General features: G+C 68.1%; 18 protein-coding genes and 7 pseudogenes. 14 read left to right on the forward strand and 11 right to left on the reverse strand.

Features of this window, described 5'->3' with window-relative positions:
* Both ACGFU7_RS45385 and ACGFU7_RS45390 read left to right on the forward strand, forming a co-directional pair.
* Positions 1–188 (forward strand): annotated as a pseudogene (locus tag ACGFU7_RS45385) (transposase); the annotation flags it as partial.
* Positions 189–557: 369 nt separating this feature from the next.
* The gene (locus tag ACGFU7_RS45390; protein WP_393704414.1) at positions 558–1268 is read left to right on the forward strand and encodes a DUF6333 family protein; all 711 of its coding nucleotides are present in this window, start codon (positions 558–560) and stop codon (positions 1266–1268) included.
* Between the two features lie 82 nt (positions 1269–1350).
* Here ACGFU7_RS45390 and ACGFU7_RS45395 read toward each other — a convergent pair whose 3' ends face one another.
* Positions 1351–1776, reverse strand: coding sequence for an HAD family hydrolase (locus ACGFU7_RS45395; RefSeq protein ID WP_393704415.1), 426 nt, complete (start codon positions 1774–1776; stop codon positions 1351–1353).
* A complete protein-coding gene (locus ACGFU7_RS45400) occupies positions 1773–1982 on the reverse strand; it encodes a phosphoribosyltransferase (protein WP_393704416.1) in 210 nt (69 codons plus the stop codon). Before ACGFU7_RS45400 ends, ACGFU7_RS45395 begins: the two co-directional genes overlap by 4 nt.
* 27 nt (positions 1983–2009) lie before the next feature.
* Between ACGFU7_RS45400 and ACGFU7_RS45405 the strand changes: the two genes are divergently transcribed.
* The 3 genes from ACGFU7_RS45405 (at position 2010) to ACGFU7_RS45415 (ending at position 3896) form a co-directional block, all read left to right on the forward strand.
* The gene (locus tag ACGFU7_RS45405) at positions 2010–2264 is read left to right on the forward strand and encodes a zinc-ribbon domain-containing protein (protein WP_393704437.1); all 255 of its coding nucleotides are present in this window, start codon (positions 2010–2012) and stop codon (positions 2262–2264) included.
* Positions 2261–2584, forward strand: a complete 324-nt coding sequence (locus tag ACGFU7_RS45410; RefSeq protein WP_393704438.1) for a zinc-ribbon domain-containing protein — start codon at positions 2261–2263, stop codon at positions 2582–2584. Before ACGFU7_RS45405 ends, ACGFU7_RS45410 begins: the two co-directional genes overlap by 4 nt.
* 925 nt (positions 2585–3509) lie before the next feature.
* Positions 3510–3896 (forward strand): transposase, encoded by a 387-nt coding sequence (locus tag ACGFU7_RS45415; RefSeq protein WP_393704417.1) that lies wholly within the window; start codon positions 3510–3512, stop codon positions 3894–3896.
* Between the two features lie 73 nt (positions 3897–3969).
* Here the strand turns inward: ACGFU7_RS45415 and ACGFU7_RS45420 are convergent, their stop codons facing one another.
* Together ACGFU7_RS45420 and ACGFU7_RS45425 are read right to left on the reverse strand one after the other, a co-directional pair.
* Positions 3970–4563, reverse strand: coding sequence for a short chain dehydrogenase (locus tag ACGFU7_RS45420; RefSeq protein ID WP_393704419.1), 594 nt, complete (start codon positions 4561–4563; stop codon positions 3970–3972).
* Complete coding sequence (locus ACGFU7_RS45425; protein WP_393704420.1) at positions 4560–5021, reverse strand: nuclear transport factor 2 family protein; 462 nt, start codon at positions 5019–5021, stop codon at positions 4560–4562. The genes ACGFU7_RS45420 and ACGFU7_RS45425 overlap by 4 nt, the downstream gene beginning before the upstream one ends.
* A gap of 106 nt (positions 5022–5127) precedes the next feature.
* Between ACGFU7_RS45425 and ACGFU7_RS45430 the strand changes: the two genes are divergently transcribed.
* Positions 5128–6051, forward strand: a complete 924-nt coding sequence (locus tag ACGFU7_RS45430; protein WP_393704421.1) for a LysR family transcriptional regulator — start codon at positions 5128–5130, stop codon at positions 6049–6051.
* 497 nt (positions 6052–6548) lie between these two features.
* Here the strand turns inward: ACGFU7_RS45430 and ACGFU7_RS45435 are convergent, their stop codons facing one another.
* Complete coding sequence (locus ACGFU7_RS45435; RefSeq protein ID WP_393704423.1) at positions 6549–7010, reverse strand: hypothetical protein; 462 nt, start codon at positions 7008–7010, stop codon at positions 6549–6551.
* A gap of 191 nt (positions 7011–7201) precedes the next feature.
* On the opposite strand from ACGFU7_RS45435, the pseudogene ACGFU7_RS45440 reads away from it, so the two are divergent.
* Positions 7202–7606, forward strand: a pseudogene (locus ACGFU7_RS45440) (transposase); the annotation flags it as partial.
* On the opposite strand, the pseudogene ACGFU7_RS45445 reads toward ACGFU7_RS45440, so the two are convergent.
* Together ACGFU7_RS45445 and ACGFU7_RS45450 are read right to left on the reverse strand one after the other, a co-directional pair.
* Positions 7600–8315, reverse strand: a pseudogene (locus ACGFU7_RS45445) (IS5 family transposase); the annotation flags it as partial. The pseudogenes ACGFU7_RS45440 and ACGFU7_RS45445 sit on opposite strands and share 7 nt — an antisense overlap.
* A 78-nt stretch (positions 8316–8393) precedes the next feature.
* Positions 8394–8780 (reverse strand): hypothetical protein, encoded by a 387-nt coding sequence (locus ACGFU7_RS45450; protein WP_393704425.1) that lies wholly within the window; start codon positions 8778–8780, stop codon positions 8394–8396.
* Between the two features lie 390 nt (positions 8781–9170).
* On the opposite strand from ACGFU7_RS45450, the pseudogene ACGFU7_RS45455 reads away from it, so the two are divergent.
* Positions 9171–9377: pseudogene (locus ACGFU7_RS45455) on the forward strand (ABC transporter ATP-binding protein); the annotation flags it as partial.
* A gap of 36 nt (positions 9378–9413) precedes the next feature.
* On the forward strand, positions 9414–9635 hold the full coding sequence (locus tag ACGFU7_RS45460) for a helicase associated domain-containing protein (RefSeq protein ID WP_393704440.1): 222 nt from the start codon (positions 9414–9416) through the stop codon (positions 9633–9635).
* Positions 9636–9726: 91 nt separating this feature from the next.
* Here ACGFU7_RS45460 and ACGFU7_RS45465 read toward each other — a convergent pair whose 3' ends face one another.
* On the reverse strand, positions 9727–10314 hold the full coding sequence (locus tag ACGFU7_RS45465; RefSeq protein ID WP_393704427.1) for a hypothetical protein: 588 nt from the start codon (positions 10312–10314) through the stop codon (positions 9727–9729).
* Positions 10311–11404: pseudogene (locus ACGFU7_RS45470) on the reverse strand (methyltransferase domain-containing protein). Before ACGFU7_RS45470 ends, ACGFU7_RS45465 begins: the two are co-directional and overlap by 4 nt.
* Before the next feature lie 126 nt (positions 11405–11530).
* Here ACGFU7_RS45470 and ACGFU7_RS45475 point away from each other — a divergent pair.
* The 4 genes and pseudogenes from ACGFU7_RS45475 (at position 11531) to ACGFU7_RS45490 (ending at position 13276) form a co-directional block, all read left to right on the forward strand.
* Positions 11531–11860 carry an NUDIX domain-containing protein gene (locus tag ACGFU7_RS45475; RefSeq protein WP_393704429.1) on the forward strand — a complete coding sequence of 110 codons (330 nt, stop codon included), beginning with the start codon at positions 11531–11533 and terminating at the stop codon, positions 11858–11860.
* Positions 11861–12025: 165 nt separating this feature from the next.
* Complete coding sequence (locus ACGFU7_RS45480; RefSeq protein WP_393704442.1) at positions 12026–12163, forward strand: DegT/DnrJ/EryC1/StrS family aminotransferase; 138 nt, start codon at positions 12026–12028, stop codon at positions 12161–12163.
* A 35-nt stretch (positions 12164–12198) separates the two neighbouring features.
* A pseudogene (locus tag ACGFU7_RS45485) lies at positions 12199–12453 on the forward strand (Gfo/Idh/MocA family oxidoreductase); the annotation flags it as partial.
* Positions 12454–12637: 184 nt separating this feature from the next.
* Positions 12638–13276: a hypothetical protein gene (locus ACGFU7_RS45490; RefSeq protein WP_393704431.1), complete on the forward strand. Its 639-nt coding sequence runs from the start codon at positions 12638–12640 to the stop codon at positions 13274–13276.
* A 311-nt stretch (positions 13277–13587) separates the two neighbouring features.
* Here ACGFU7_RS45490 and ACGFU7_RS45495 read toward each other — a convergent pair whose 3' ends face one another.
* Positions 13588–14298, reverse strand: a complete 711-nt coding sequence (locus tag ACGFU7_RS45495) for an SDR family NAD(P)-dependent oxidoreductase (RefSeq protein ID WP_393704433.1) — start codon at positions 14296–14298, stop codon at positions 13588–13590.
* Positions 14299–14399: 101 nt separating this feature from the next.
* On the opposite strand from ACGFU7_RS45495, the gene ACGFU7_RS45500 reads away from it, so the two are divergent.
* Entirely contained in the window at positions 14400–15230 is an 831-nt protein-coding gene (locus tag ACGFU7_RS45500) for a helix-turn-helix transcriptional regulator (RefSeq protein WP_393704435.1), read from the forward strand.
* A gap of 217 nt (positions 15231–15447) precedes the next feature.
* On the opposite strand, the pseudogene ACGFU7_RS45505 reads toward ACGFU7_RS45500, so the two are convergent.
* A pseudogene (locus ACGFU7_RS45505) lies at positions 15448–15643 on the reverse strand (hypothetical protein); the annotation flags it as partial.

A 15643-nucleotide genomic window follows, 5' to 3' on the forward strand; every position in this document is an offset into this window, starting at 1 on the left:
ACGCCGGATACGACGTGCCGCGGCTGGCCTTCCTGCTGAAGGATCTGCCGGTGCAGGTGCTGGGCCGGATGCGTTCGGACCGCGTCCCGCGCCGCGCGGTCCCGCCCCGTGAGCCAGGCACCCGAGGCCGCCCGCCCCGTCACGGTGGCGAGTTCGTCTTCGGCGACCCGGCCACCTGGAACACACCGGCGCCGGGTATCCCGGTTGGGCATTGCTGGTGGGGATGGTGTGCCGGGTGGCGGCTTCCAGCATCATCCCCGGTCAACGACACCACACAGACTCCGTCACAAGATCTCCGGCAGTAGTGCCGGTGACCGGCACTCCGCGCCTCCGGGCCAAGGATGGCCTTCGCCCCCGCCCTGACGGGCGGAGCACTGGCCAAGATCAGAGGTAGACGCCAGGGGCCCCGTGGTCGATGCGGCACCGACGAGCAGACCTCACGCCAGGCACATGAGTGTACCGACCGTAGTCGATACACGGTTCGATAGCCGGGTCAACTCCCCTTCTCTGCAGGACCGCTACATCCTGGTGATGGGCTGCGGCATACGCTCGGCGGTATGAGTCCCGTATCCCCCGGAACACAGGTGAATCCCCGTCACAGCGGGCACGCGCAGCTGGTCATCGTCCATCCCCCCTTCGCCGCCCCGCTCCAGCCCAACGAGCGGCCGTCCGCTACTGCCCACGACCCGGGGGCGGCCAGGGCTGCAGTGCTGTCCCTGTCAACCGTCTCGGTGATCCGCCGTGAGCACGCTCCGTCCCGGCTGGAGCATCCGGGAAGCCCCGCCGACCGGGACGAGCTGGACGGCGTACGCGCGGCCATATGGAGCTCCACGGTGAAGATCAGCGACCCGGCGCTTGTCGAAGACGGGGTACTGGCCAGTGCTTTGGAGGACGAGTTCCAGGCGCAGAAGAAGAAGCATCCGGATGCCCGGATCGTCGCTGTCTGCGAACGCGACTTCGGCGCCTCCTTCACGAAGATCCTTGTTGCTGTGCCCGGCACCCCGGATCTGATGGTTGAGGGCTTCGATGAGCTGGAGATTACCGGCGACCGGCGTGCCATTCTGGCCGCTGTGGGGATCGACCCCGACCGGCTGGGCGAGGGATACGACGTCAGTGGTGAAGGGTTCTTCGACTACGACGGCTTCCTCCACATGCTCACCGGCGGCGCCCTGTCCGTCTACGCGGATGAAGAGCGCTTCGAGTCGGCGTTCGTTGTCGATCGGAGCCAGGTGGGCGAGGACAGCATCTGCGAGGTCTGGTTTCCATAGGTGACGCCCCTGGTGCTACAGCCGGAGATCTTGTGGCTGAGCGCAAGGCCCGGCCGGAGCGCCGTCGTCCACGCGCTCACGCTCACCTCCGCAGAACCGACTCGCCCGACAGCTTGAGCGGGGCGTCGTCGCTGCAGACGATGACGTCCATCAGTGCGCGGACGTCGTCGCCAAGCAGCCAGGGCACCCGGCGGGGGGTGCGGGCGGTGACGATGCCAGTGGCCCAGCCCGCAGTTCGGTCAGCACCGGCACGACGTAAGAGGTAGCCCCGCGCGGTGAGGGTGGCCGTCGCGGTCGCCGCGTCCCAGCCCTCCTCGTCGAGCGGCCCGGTCACGCCGAGGCCGGCGAGGACTTCGTCGCGCGGGGTGATCGCCGCGTCGGGCAGCAGGTCGGCGACGGTGACGCGGCGCCCCAGGCGGAAGGTCGCGAATCCGGCGAGGGCGGCCCGCGGTGCGTGGTGGCTGTCGGCGAGCACGCCATCGAGTTCGAAGAGCGCCGCCTGCTTCACGCCTCTTCACCCGCCTTCGTGGACGGAAGTAGTCGGCCGCCCAGCGGCCGCTCCAGGACGCACAGGGCGTCGGTGACCTTGGCCCCGGCGATCCGCAGCCGGCGGGCCGCCGTCAGCAGACTGCCGCCGGAGCGGACCACGTCGTCGACCAGGGCGACGCACCGGCCCTGGATCGCCGGGCGATCGCCGGGTCGGGGTGTCCGCACTGTGCGGGAGAGCGGCGCGCCCCCGCTCTGCCGGACGCCCGACCGGATCTCGCAGCGGAATGGCATCCGACACGCAACGACATCCCGAGCGCTGCCCACATCACCGCGGGCTCACATCGTGTGGTCTGGTGGGAGAGCGCGGCATGCGCCGACGAGTTCCGGGCCAAGGCGTTCCACCGTGTCCGCGGCCTGGCCAAGCGCCCCGCCTGTTCCGGCCGTGTGCGCTACCAGGATCTGGCGAGCGAAAGCCCGAGGTCGCGGCCCTGTGACACCCCGAGCTGAACGGCGCACTGACTCCTGCCGAGATAACAGCGGGATCCAACGCCCCGGTCTGGTGGCGCTGTCCTGCAGGCCACGACCCACGGTCGGCGCAGGCCGCTCAGGTGTTCCTGAGCAGGCAAGGGTGCCCGCGTTGCCGGAAGCGGACGAGCGTATCGAGGCAGGAGAAAGAGTTGTCCGCGGAGCCAGCACGCCCTCACGGGCGGCGAGCAGCAGTACCCTCTTCGGACACCGCACGCCCGTTTCCGGCTCGACGTGGTCTTCCCAGCGGAACAAGGCCGGACGGTCGTGGTGGAGTTCGACGGCTCATACTGGCCCCGTGACTCAGCCGAGCGCGACCGGCTCAAGGCAGAGGCCCTAGAACACCACAGGCCCGAGTGGACGGTGGTGCGTGTCCGGGAGGAACCGCTCCGGCCCACCCGACCCAGCGACGTAACCGTCCCGGCTGCTCGCCGCCCCGTTCACGACGGCCGGCGTCGTTGTCGTCGACCGCCTCATGCCCCTGATGCCATGGCCTGCCGAGACACTCGCGCGTGCCCGCACGTACATCACGGGAGGACGCCGCCTCAGACAGGCGCTGGCAGAAATGCTCATCGCCGAACGCCAACCACGTACGGCACTGTCTGTAGAACCGCCCACGCCTCAGCACAGCTGCGCTCGGACAGCGGACGTCCAACCGCCACTGTGGTGACGGCCATGGCGCTCGGCAAGCCCGCATGAGCGGGATCCCGACGTACGCGGTCGTACGCGAAGTCGGTCCGCGAACCCAGGAATAGCTCCAGCTCCAGCACGAGGGTGCCCTGGGTGGTGGGTTGGATTGCTGGCTTCGTCCATGAGAACGGACAGCACTTCGACACTGGTTTGAGGCATGAGGCTCCCAAGGCCGGGACGGAATGTTCACGAGTTTCGGTTCTGGCACATTCCGTGAGCGATCTTGAGTCCGGCTTCACCGGACCCCGATGACGTGTGGTCCTCGCAGCTCACGTAACGCGCGCGCCTCCTGCCGACGAGAGCCAGCAAATCATTCACGGAATGGATGCTGTTGGTGAGCTTCGCTCGGTGGGGTGAAGCCTGCCCCCGAGGGGTTGTTCGCTCTGGCGGTGGTGTGCTGCCGTTGTTGAGCGGGGCAGTCTCTGCCGGTCGGAGGGGGCCGGAATGTCGATGGGGTGTGGTTCTGGTCGAGTGGTTCCGCCATTGACCGTGAAGATGGCCCGGGCGAGTAATCCGCGTGGCACGGCAGCGATGTGGATGCGTGACCGGCTCGACGAGCTGTTCGTGGACGAGGATTTTCGCCGACTGGTATCCGGCGGACGGGCGCCCGGGTCTGTCAACGGCCCGGCTCGCACTGGTGTCGGTGTTGCAATACACGGAGAATCCGACCGGCAGGCGGCGGAGGCCGTCCGGTGCCGTCTGGACTGGAAGTACTCCCTGGGCCTGGAGCTGGACGACGCTGGCTTCGACTTCTCGGTGCTGAGCGAGTTCCGTGACCGGCTGGCCGAAGAGGACCGTGCAGACCGGCTGCTGGCTGTGATGGTCGAACATCTTGCGGCTGCGGGCCTGGTCAATCGCCGTGGCCGGATCCGCACCGACTCGACCCACGTGCTGGCGGCAGTACGCCGGCTCAATCGGGGTTAACTGACCACGGACAGCTGACCACGACCGAGCCGGTTCGGTAGCAACTTCCGCTCGTTTGCTGACACTCCAGCTGTCAGCGGGGCGAAGGGGTCAATATCTGTCCCTGCATCTCTCCTGTGACGGCCCCGATGTAGGCGTCGGCGACGTCGCTCGCCGGCGTGCCTCCCTCGTTGTCCATACCGAGCTTTTCGAGCGTCTCCTTCACCCATCCTGGGCTGACGACGTTCACCCTTAGTCTGCGGGGCATCTCGATGGCAGCAGCCTGGACGAATGCTTCCAGGCCGGCATTGACAAGAGCGCCGAACGAGCTGCCCGGCGTCGGCTCCTGAAAGACGCCGCTGGTGAGTGTGATGGAGCCGCCGTCCCGCACATGATCCAGAGCTCGGCGGAGCAGCATCACCTGCCCCAGCAGCTTGCCTTTCAGACCGAGAGTGAAATCATCGTCGGAAGGGGCGGCGAGTGGGGTCAGCTGACCACTGGCCGCGCAGCAGATGACCGCGTCCACTGTGCCGACAGTGTCGAAAAGGGCGTCGATGGAGGCTGGCGTCTCGAGGTCGACCCGTGTGGTGCTGTTGCGTGAAGCCCGTATCACCTCGTGCTCGGTCTCCAACGCGTCTGCGACTGCACGGCCGATGGTGCCGGTCGCTCCGATCACAATGATCTTCATGCTGTTTCCTTCTGCCATCGGGCGAGGCGGGCTGGAAGGGGTGCCAGCGGGAAGTTGGCCCAGACGTAGTTGTCCATCTGGTGTTGGTCGCCGCTGAGGTTGACCACTCGATTGACCTGGCCGTCGTCGTCGAAGTGCCATACCAGTGCCCACATCGTGTCGACCTGGCCCACGCCCTGGGTCGTCCAGCCTCGGTGGATGTCGACGACGTACTCGCCGTTGCTGCCGAGGAATACGGGCTCGGCCTGGAAGCCCGCCTTGCCGAGCTGATCGAAGAAGCTGACCACTTCGTCGAGTCCGTGCTTGGTACCCGACAGCGGGTGGTGGCCCGGGATGGTCCATTCGATGTCCGGAGCCAGGACCACGCTCATCGCTTTGACGCCGTTGGCGGCGTAGGCAGAGAAGAAGTGGTTGATGGCCTCGATCTTCGGGTCGGGCACGGCTTCACTCGTCGTCATCTGGATGCTCTCCGGCGGGTTCAGTACCGGGCTGTCCCGGTCGCGTGATCAACGATCTCGCCGGGCTGCTGTAGTCGTCCAATACCTGCTTCCATAACCTGGCGGCATGGATATCGACACCCGTCTGCTGAGGTACTTCGCCGCGGTGGTCGAGGAAGGCAACCTCACGCGGGCCGCCGAGCGGCTCTACATCTCGCAGCCCGCGCTGACGAAGCAGATCCGGCAGCTGGAAGCCCAGCTGGGAGTGGGCCTGTTCGTCCGTTCCCGTGCCGGGATGGCCCCCACCGAGGCCGGCGAGGCTCTGGCCGCCCACGCCGGCGCCGTGCTGACCGCGTGGGAGCGTGCGCTGCGTGTTACCCGGGGCGCCACGACCCGGGCCGCGCGCACGCTGCGGGTCGGCTTCGTGGCCAGCGCCGCCAATGAGCGCACCCAGCTGATCATCGCCGACTTCGCCCGGCGCCGGCCCGGCTGGCGGGTCCAGATGCGGCAGACCGAATGGACCGACCCCACTGCAGGGCTAGCCACCGGCGAGGTCGACGTGGCCCTGCTGCGCCTGCCGGTGCCCGCGCAGAGCGACTTCGACGTCGAGGTGCTGCTGACCGAGCCACGCTGGATCGCTCTGCCTGCGGGGCATCGCCTCGCAAGGGAGGACCGGATCCCGTTCCAGGATCTGTACGACGAACCGTTCGTGGCGACCCCCGCCAAGTCAGGTGAATGGCGCGACTACTGGCTCGCGGCCGATGAGCGCGAGGGGCACCCGGTGCGAATCGGCGCGGTCGCGCACAACCCCGATGAATGGCTCAACGCGATCGCCCACGGCCAGGGCATCAGCCTCACCCCCGAGGCGACCGCCCGCTTCTACCAGCGCCCGGACGTCGTCTACCGGCCCGTGACGGGCGTCAGTCCCAGCCAGATCGGTGTCGCCCGGCCCCACACCCAACTGGATGATGCCGTCGACGCCTTCATCCTTAGCTGCCGTGCCGTATGCAGCGACGGCAGCCTCGCGGCCGGCCTGACCATGGACAGCTGACCACGACCAAGCCGACATCACTCATGCAAGTTCAGTAGCGCTCAACTGGCCAAGCAGAACACTCACTGGCCAAGTAAAACGCTCAGTCACAAGCACCCCGAGGGGCAGGCCCAGAATTCGGCGTTTCAGAACTCGAAATCTATCGACTGGACGTGCGTAAAATCCGCGTGCAGGTCCCCATTCCGTGAAACAGGACTCGGTGATGGTCTCCGCAACGACCGGCTTCAGCTCCTCCTCCGTCGCACTGCCTCCTGGGGCTGGAGGATCTGGGCGGCGCACCGGACTCGTGCACCAACCGCGCGCCGGACCTCTACTACTCGATCCCCGCCCAGCACCGCGAGGAGAGCGCGGTGCGCGAGCTGCACGACGTCCTTGACGCCTAGTACTACAGGGACATATCTGGTTGCGACCTGCGGAGATGTGCAAGGGCCGCCGCCTGGTCGCCTCTACGACCTGGCCCCTTCCCGTGTGGCCAGGCTGATATGTCCCTGTAGTAGTTAGCCGTGCATCGCGGTGCTGTAGACGTACAGGGCGATCACACCGGCGATGCAGGCGAGGATCGCCCATGAACCGAAACTGGTTTGTTTCCCACTGCCTTTGGGACGCGCGGCCTTCCCGGGCTGATTGGACCGCCCGGGCGCTGCCCGTCCCGGCACGAGCGGCGCCGCATCGGCCGCCGCCTCGGCGAGCAGGCGACGGCAGGTCGCGGCGAGCACGCCTGTACCGGCGGAGAGGGGCACCACGGCCTCCGAACGCGCCGGAGCGGTGGTGCCTCCGTCCAGGATGCGCCCCGCGCGTACGAGGACCTCGTCCCGGCCGCCCGCCGGAGCGAGGCTGATCCACCGCCGTACATGCTCACCCCGGATGACCACACCGCCGGACCGCTCCCGGTACACGGTGTGTTCCCGCCACAAAATCTCCGCCAACTCCCCGGCGATGTCTCTCAGTTGTGCGCTCACAACCCCTCCCCCTCCGCCCTGCGGCGAATCGAACAAGCATCGCACTCTAGCGGTAGGCGCAGAGCGGGGGTCCAGCAGTCCCCCCAGCGGCCGTGCCCGCCCTCGGGCACGGATCTAGGGTCTGTCTGGAGTCGTGATCAGTGCAGTCTGTTTCGGACCCGAGGGGCACGCCGAGCTGGTAGAACGCTGCGGTGATGCGACGTGAACTGAGCGATGGTGAGTGGGAACTGATAGAGCCGTTCCTGCCGATAGGACGGTACGACCCCTTCCAGCAGCGCCTGCGCGAACAGTTCCAGGACGTCATCTGGCGGTTCCGCACTGGCAGCCAATTGCGGGAGATGCCCGAGGAGTTCGGGGCCTGGCAGACGGTCTACGACCGCTTTGCCCAGTGGCGCGACCTCGACGTGTTCGCCGCGCTGATGGAGGGGATGATCGCCGAGGCCGCGCGGCGCGGCCAGGCCGACATGTCCCTTGTCAGCATGGACTCCACGGTGGCCCGCGCCCATCACGACGCGGCCGGGATGGTGGTGGAACCGGAGGTCCTGGCGGCACTGGAAGAGGCCGCGGAGCAGGAAAAGGGGCCGCAGAAACCGGGCAAACCACCCAGGCGACCGTCGGCTCGCCGACGTGTGAGTCCGAGCGGGCCGGAGCCGTGTGGCACGCCGCGTCGTGCGATTACGGGCTTGATCCCGCGTTTCCACAGCAGGTGGCGGTACTTGTCGTAGTCGTAGCCGCGGTCGGCGAACAGCTGCCGCGGCCGGTGGCGGGGTCTGCCGGTGCGGCCCTTGATATGCGGTATCGCATCGAGGAGAGGTAGCAGCTGGGTGACATCGTGGCGGTTACCGCTGGTGAGCGTGACGGCCAGTGGGGTGCCGTGCGCGTCGGTGATCACGCGGTGTTTCGAGTCCGGTCTGGCACGGTCGACCGGACTCGGCCCGGTTTTGGGCCGCCCCGACGCGCCTGGTGGTGCGAGCCGTCGATCACCGCCCGTGACCAGTCAAGCTTGCCCGCCCGGTGCAACTCCGTCAGTGGCACCTGGTGGAGCCGGTCCCACAAACCGGCCTCGTTCCAGTCCCGCAGCCGGCGCCAGCACGTCATGCCAGAGCCGAAGCCGAGCTCCTGCGGCAGCCACTTCCATTGGATGCCGGTGTGCAGCACGAACAAGATCCCCTGCAAACACCGACGGTCCTCCAGCGGCAGGCGACCCACATTTCTCAACCTGCGCTCACGCACCGGCAACAGCGGCTCGACCCGGCCCCACAGATCGTCCGACACCAACCACAGCGGACCCTTCCCATGCCCCATGACCAGACCAACGATCCACGACGGCAAGGGACAAGGCCCAACGCGAAGCTTTCTGTTAGCTCCTCTAAAAAGACAAGTTCAGAGCTTGTCGAGGATCTCGCGTGCGAGATCCTCGACCTTCTGCCGGTCCGGTGACGCCTGCGCGATGGCGACCGACACGTGCGCAACCTGATCGCCGGCTTCCTTCACCGCGAGCACGACGGTGCAGGTCCGGCCGCCCGCGCCCTGGCCCACGCCGGACGTGGCGGCGTCACCGACTCCGGTGACCCGGGTTGTCAGCGCGGCGGCGAAGTCGCTGCGGGACACGTCCGCGGCCAGATAGCCGGCGGCCGATGTGTCCGTCTCCTTCGGTGCCGTGTCCACGCCGACCGTGCCGTAGATCTGGTTGCCGCTGGTCCGGTCGCCGGGGTCCAGGTAGTTGCAGGCCACGAGCTTCTCGGACTTGCCCGTCGGGGAAGTGTCCACCTTCGTGGCATACATGCTGCCGCGGCCAGTCATGTCCTGGACAGTGGAATCCGACAACAAGTCGCAGGCGTTCGACGGCACGGAGAACCCCGACGAACCGGCACACGCCGACACCGTCAGAAGAAGGGGCAGCGCCAGGACAGCAGCCGTACGTATTGATGTTCGCATGGCAGCATGCCTAAAGGGTGCTGCGGAAGGCCGGCGTCGGGCATTTCCACTGTATGCGTGGGGTGTTGAGAGCTGAGCCGGTGTGAATGGGCACAGTCACGGGGCTGCCGATGCGGCTTCTCACAGGCCCACTTCCGGCGGCGGCCGAATCACCTCCTCGACACGGTCGGCCTCTCCGACCCGGAACGCCGGTTCCGCCAACGCCGACACCGGGATGGCCCTGTCTTCGTCAGCCACGACCTGGCGGTCGTCCACCACATCACGGACGAGGTCTTGGTGATGCGCCGCGGCACGGTGGTGGAGCAAGGACCGACGGCCGGGGTGCTGGCCGGTCCGCAGGACCCGTACACCCGGCTGCTGCTGGCCTCGGTGCCACGAGCCGGCTGGGATCCGGCGGATGCGGTCACTGCCCGGGCCGCCGTGGCCTGAGCCACTGAACCAACTCAGCGGATGACGCAGGACACCATGTGGGCCCTCAACCTCGCTGCGGCTCAGCAGTTCCACGCCCGGGAAGGGCACCTCCGCGTACCTCGGAAGCATGCCGAACACCTGGAGGTGGGGGACGGTCCGGAAGGGTGTCAGGGCGGTGCTGACGGGCCCGTGGTGATCAAGCTCGGCACGTGGCTCGACAACGTCCGTAAGTCATCGGCGCAGACGCGAGGCCGCTGTGGTGCCGCGGCCAGGTAGTCAGGACGGTTCGGCACCCTCTCGCCCGTGGCTGCGACTTGCAGCCACGGACCCGTTTCATGCCAAGGGTGCGACTCTCCGCCGGTCCTGCTCAGGGGTTACGCACGACGGCGCCGGATGCGAACCACTGCACGAGGGTGGCTGCGAGGCGGAGGCCGGCCCGCGCGGCCTCCAGGGTCTCTGGCACGGTCGGGTTCTGCTTGCCGTGCCGTGAAGTCTGCCCGTCCCATAGAGCGCGCATCATGGCTTCCACCGGGGCGATCGCGTCGTTCCAGGACTGCGTGGAGCGCGCGGTCGTGAACTTGGGCCGGGCGTTGCCCTTGAACTCCCCGAGCATCGTGCCGAGTGTGGCCCTGCCGTGTTTCGGCTGGACGAACATGTTCCCGGGCGGGATCTGGCGACGTTGGTGGTCCCTCGGTGGGGTCGGCTGGTGGAGACCGGCGATCGGTACGAGCCGTACCGGATGGTCGGCGAGATCGAAGGTCTGCGAATCAGCCTCGCCGGAGCGGAGGACAAGCTTGCGCGGATCGACCAGCGGAGCTCGCGGGCGATCGGCCTGGGCATGCCGGGTCGCGCCGCTGGTCCTGTCCTGTCCACAGCGCCATGCCCGGTCAGCGCCGCACATGACCGGCGGGCCGCCCAGGAGCCGCCATGACACAGACGCTGCGACGCGGTTCAAGCTATGAGCAGGCGGAGGCCGAGATCTGCCGCGTCGCGGTCGGCGAGTTCGCTGTTGCGCTCGGCCCACAGGCCGGAGTCGAGGTCGTCGCTGAGGCTTCGTACCGCCCGCTGCTCGGCCTCCGGCCCGACCCTCGTCCACACCGACATCGCACGACGCACGTGATCCTCCAGATACGCCCCCGGTCGGCGCCAGTACGCCTCGAACAGGCCGTCAGCGCAGTCCCACGGGATGGGCACCGGCTCAACGCGGGCGCCGATCGCGTCGGCCATCCCAGCAAGCGAGGGAAGTTCTGCGAGGACGGCGGCGAACTCGGGCAGGTAGTCGCGGGTAAGCCAGAACCGGTCCTGCCATCCGGGCTCGTCGGTGTCGAACGTAAGCACCACCACGCGGCGGGCCACGCGCCGCATCTCGCGCAGGCCCGCTATCGGGTCCCCCCAGTGGTGAACGGTGGAGACGGCCATCGCGACGTCGAAGGAGTGGTCCTCGAATGGCAGGCTCTCCGCGGCGGCTACGCACGGCGCCGAGCCGGCAGGCCGCTGCCCCGCATGACCGCCGATGGCTCCACTGCGGTCACGTCGCGATCAGCAGGCTCGTAGGAGCCAGTGCCGGCTCCGACGTTCAGCACGGTCTGCGCGTCCCCGAGCGCGTCCCAGATCTGCGCGGCGATCCGCGGCTCGGTACGCCGTGTCGCGGTGTAAGCGCCGCCGATCGCGTCGTACAGCCGTGCACCGAGCATCTCCAGTTGCTCCTCCGGTGTCACCTTCAGTCCCTTCGCCCGTGCCTCAAGTTCCCTGTCGATGGCCGCCACCATGGCGTCAGCGCGATCACGCCGCTCCAGCAGAAGGCCGCGCAGTCGGCGCAGGTGCGCGACCGCGTCGGTGGACGGGTCGCCGACCAGTTCCGCAACCTCCCGCAGCCCGAAGCCCAACCGCCGATAGGCCAGCACCTCCCGCAGCCTCTCCACGTCGCCCGCTGAATAGGCCCGGTACCCGGCCACGGTCCGCGCCGACGGCCGAACGAGCCTGATCTCGTCATAGTGATGCAGCGTGCGGACGCTCACGCCGGCGAGCTCGGCGACGCGTCCCACGGTCCAGTGATCCTCCACGGCACCGACTATGCAGCCTGACGCCACGTGAGGGTCAAGAGCCTCACTCACGGCAGCAAGAGCCGAACGCGAAGCAGCGGTCCGAGGCGACTCCTGCAAGCCAGAGCGATGGTCTGGTTCAGAGAACATCGCCGGCGCGGCCTGATCATCCACGACGCCGACGGCCGCATTCTCCTGGTCCAGCCGTCCTACGGCGACGGGACCTGGGAGATCGTCGGCGGTGGACTGGACCGGGGAGAGCACCCGCGGCAAGCGGCCCGGCGTGAGGCCAAGATGGAGCAGCGCTACCACCACCAGATCGTGGGCACTGACGGGAGGATGAGCGACGTCAGCGCCGCCATCGCCCGCAACCAGCTCCGCAGACTTCCATCCCTGACCGACCGCCGACGCGTGAACGCCGCCCGCCTCAGCAGCACCTCACCGACCTGCCGGGGCTGACCCTGCCCACCACAGCGGAGGGAGCCGGTCACGTCTGGCACCAGTAGACCGTCCGCATCGGCCCCGGTCTCGGCGGCCGCGACACCTTCGCCCACAATCTGCAGCGGGCAGGGATCGGCACCAGCGTCCACTACCCCATCCCGCTCACCCGCCCACGCCACCGTCATCGACCTCCCGCACACCGACGCCGCCGCCGACCAGGTGCTGTCCCTGCCAATCCACCCCGGGCTGACCACCACACAGATCAACGACGTCGCCCAGGCCGTGACCACACTGGCCCATGCCGCAGAGCGTGCCGCATGAACGCGCTGAGGGTCGGACTGATCGGACTGGGCCGGATGGGCCGCCACCACGCCAGGGTCCTGCGAACCCTGAACGGCACCGAACTGGTCGGCACGCTCGACCCGCACGGCGACCGCTACCACGCCGCCGACGGCATACCCGTCCTGGCGGACCTGGACGCACTACTGAAGCTCGGCCTCGACTACGCGGTACTGGCCTGCCCCACCCTGCTGCACGAACTGCTGGGCACCGCCCTCGCCGCAGCCGGTGTCCCCACCCCCTTCGAGAAACCGCTCGCAGGTGACCCCGACTCAGCCAGACGGCTCGCCCAGGCATTCCACACCGCCGCAGTCCCGGCCGCCGTCGGATACATAGAACGCTTCAACCCCGCACTGATTGTGCTACGCCAGCGACTGGAAAGCCGGCCAGCTCGGGGACGTGTTCTCGGTCGCCACCCGCCGTACCGGTTCCTAGGTACGGATCACCGACGTCGGAGTGATCCACGACCTGGCCACCCACGACCTCGACCTGACCGCATGGATCACCAACACCCGCTACACCTCGATCGCCGCCCGCACCGCCCACCGCAGCGGCCGCCCCCACGAAGACCTCCTCGCCGCCCTCGGGGGCGCCGCCCTCGGGCAGCTGACCGACGGCACCATCACCCACCACCAGGTCAACTGGGTCTCCCCGCTCAAGGAACGAACCACCGTCGTCATCGGCGACCACGGCATCCTCGTCGCCGACACCCTCACCGCCGACCTCTCCTACTGGGCCAACGGCTCCACCCACACCCAGTGGGAGGCCCTCGCCGCATTCCGCGGCGTCACCGAAGGCGACGTCACCCGCTACGCGATCCCCAAACAAGAACCCCTCGTCGCCGAACACGAAGCCTTCCGCGACCTGGTCCTCGGCCACAGCCACCGCAACGCGACCCTCCACGACGGTCTGCACGCCGTCCTCGCCGTCCTCGCCGCCCACGCAGCCTCCAAGCCTCACGTATCGGCGCCATCGCAGCCGTCCCATCCCTCATCGACCTCGGTGCGGCTCGATCGCCTTGCCCGCCACCGAAGGTGCGGGAGCCGCGGCGTACGGCAGCAATGGCGACAAGGGTGGATTCGGTGGCCATGTTGATCGGGGCCACTCATCGGCCCACTGTCCCTGGAGGATGGCGGGCCGTTCTGTGAGTTCACCGCAGGTTGTTGGTGCCCCTGGGGGTGTTGCCTGCGGCGGGAGCGACGAGGCCGGGTCCAGTTTGGCAGGGGTCCTCGGTGCTGGGCAGCGTTTCGGGGCCGACTTCACCAGCGGGTGACCTGTTATTGAGACCGAGCGCTTCAGTTGGCGGGATTCGCCATTCGAAGCGCTCAGTGGTCAAGGGGCCGCGCGCCCGGTCGGCAAGGTCACCGCAAGTTCACGGTCGCCACCTGGGTGCCACTGCGCTCGCGCTACCAGGGAAGGGTGCCTTCGGCGTCGAAGTAGCCTCCGGTGGGGCCGTCGGGGCCGACCTGGGCCATGCGGACGATGATCTCGCTGCCCTGCTCGACGGTCTGGATGCCGGTGTTCCCGTTCAGGTCGGTCTTGGTGAATCCGGGCTCCACCGCGTTGATCCGCATGCTCGGGCACGCCTTCGCGAACTGCACGGTGATCATGTTGACCGCGCTCTTCGACGCCGGATAGGCCACGCCCTGGTAGGCGTACGCCGGGTCGCTCGGGGTGGTGACCCGGGTCAGCGAGGCCAGGCCACTGCTGACATTGACCACGACAGGGGCGGCGGAACGCTGCAGCAGCGGGAGAAATGCGTGGAGGACGCGGACCGTACCGAAGACGTTCGTCTCGAACGTCTGCCGCATCACGTCGGCGGTCACATCCGCGGGGCCGATCACGACGTTGTCGTCACCCCACTCCTTGGCGATGCCGGCGTTGTTGATCAGTACGTCCAGCCCCCCGTCGGCCTCGATGGTCTTCACCGCGGCTTCCACGGACGCGTCGTCGGTGACGTCGAGCTGGACCACCCGCGCGCCCAGCTGCTCGGCGGCCCGATGTCCGCGTTCGCCGTCCCGGCTTCCGATGTAGACGGTGTGGCCCGCGGCAATGAGCCGACGGGCGGTCGCGAAGCCGAGACCCTTGTTCGCTCCGGTGATCAGTGTTGCTGTCATGTGCCCACGATGCGGCGGAGCCGCCCGGTCAGCCAGGCGTCCCGTCTTCCTGGGACTGTCAGTACCAGGAAGGTCCAAGTACAGCGGTGCACAGTAGTGTCATGGCGACCACAGAGTTCGGGCACATGGTGCGGCGCTGGCGCGACCGGGTCTCACCGGGGGCGGCCGGGCTACCTACCGGCGGCCATCGGCGCGCAGCCGGGCTGCGCCGCGAGGAACTCGCCCTGCTGGCCGGGATCTCCGTCGACTATGTCACCCGCCTCGAACAGGGCCGGGCGACCAACCCGTCGGAACAAGTCGTCGAGGCCCTGGGCCGGGCTCTGCGCTTGTCCGGAGCCGAGCGCGAGCATCTGTTCCACGCCGCCGGACTCGTACCGCCGGGGCAGGGCACGGTGCCCGCCTACATCACGCCAAGCGTTCAGCGGATGCTGGACAGGCTGACCGGGACGCCCGTCGCGGTCTCCGACGCGGCGTGGACACTGCTGCTGGCCAACCCGCTGTACACGGCATTGATGGGTCAGTATCACGGCAACGAGCGCAACGCGGTGTGGCGCAACTTCCTCGGCTCGGGCAGCCGCGTCCGCCACTCTCCTCAGACCCGGCGCGCGCTCGAGGCAGCGCAGGTCTTCGAGTTGCGTACGACGATGAGTCGATATCCGTCAGACCAGCGGCTGCGGCGTCTGGTCGCGGAGCTGCGCGCGAACAGTGACCGGTTCGCCGAGCTGTGGGATTCCGGAGCCGTAGGCCGGCACGTGGCGGCGCGCAAGACCGTTGATCACCCGCAGGTGGGCGCCTTGACGCTGGATTGCGACCTGCTCAGCGTCGCGGGCAGCGACCTGCGCATCATGATCTACACGACCGAGCCTGGCACCGAGGACGCCGAACGCCTCGCCCTGCTGACCGTGCTCGGCACCCAGGCACTCGTCGGATAGCTGTCCCGCAGGCCGCACGGAGACCCGGCGATTCGAACGCGTCCGAGCCGAGAACATAAATCTTGCCGACGCTTCCTGGCGCGCAGCCCGCCAACTAGAGCGCTCAGCGCCGCCAGCTCAAGCACACATCTGCCAAGTGAAACGCTCAGTCACATTTGCTGTGACTGGGCGCTTCAGGTGGCGAGTTTCGCCACCTGAAGCGCTCAGGTGCCGAACGTCAACTCTCTTCTGGTAGGCCGCGGGTCCGTATCCAGTACGAGTGGGCCGCGGCGGTCAGCGCGAGCCCGTAGCCGGCGAATGCGACCATGCCGATCCAGACGACCAGGAGTGCGTCGCCCGAGGAGTGGAAGTCGCCTTGGCGCATTGTGACCACGCCCGCTGTGGCCAGGGCCGAGTAGCCGATCCCGAACACG

The organism is Streptomyces sp. NPDC048473 (assembly GCF_043200155.1).
Classification (GTDB): domain Bacteria; phylum Actinomycetota; class Actinomycetes; order Streptomycetales; family Streptomycetaceae; genus Streptomyces.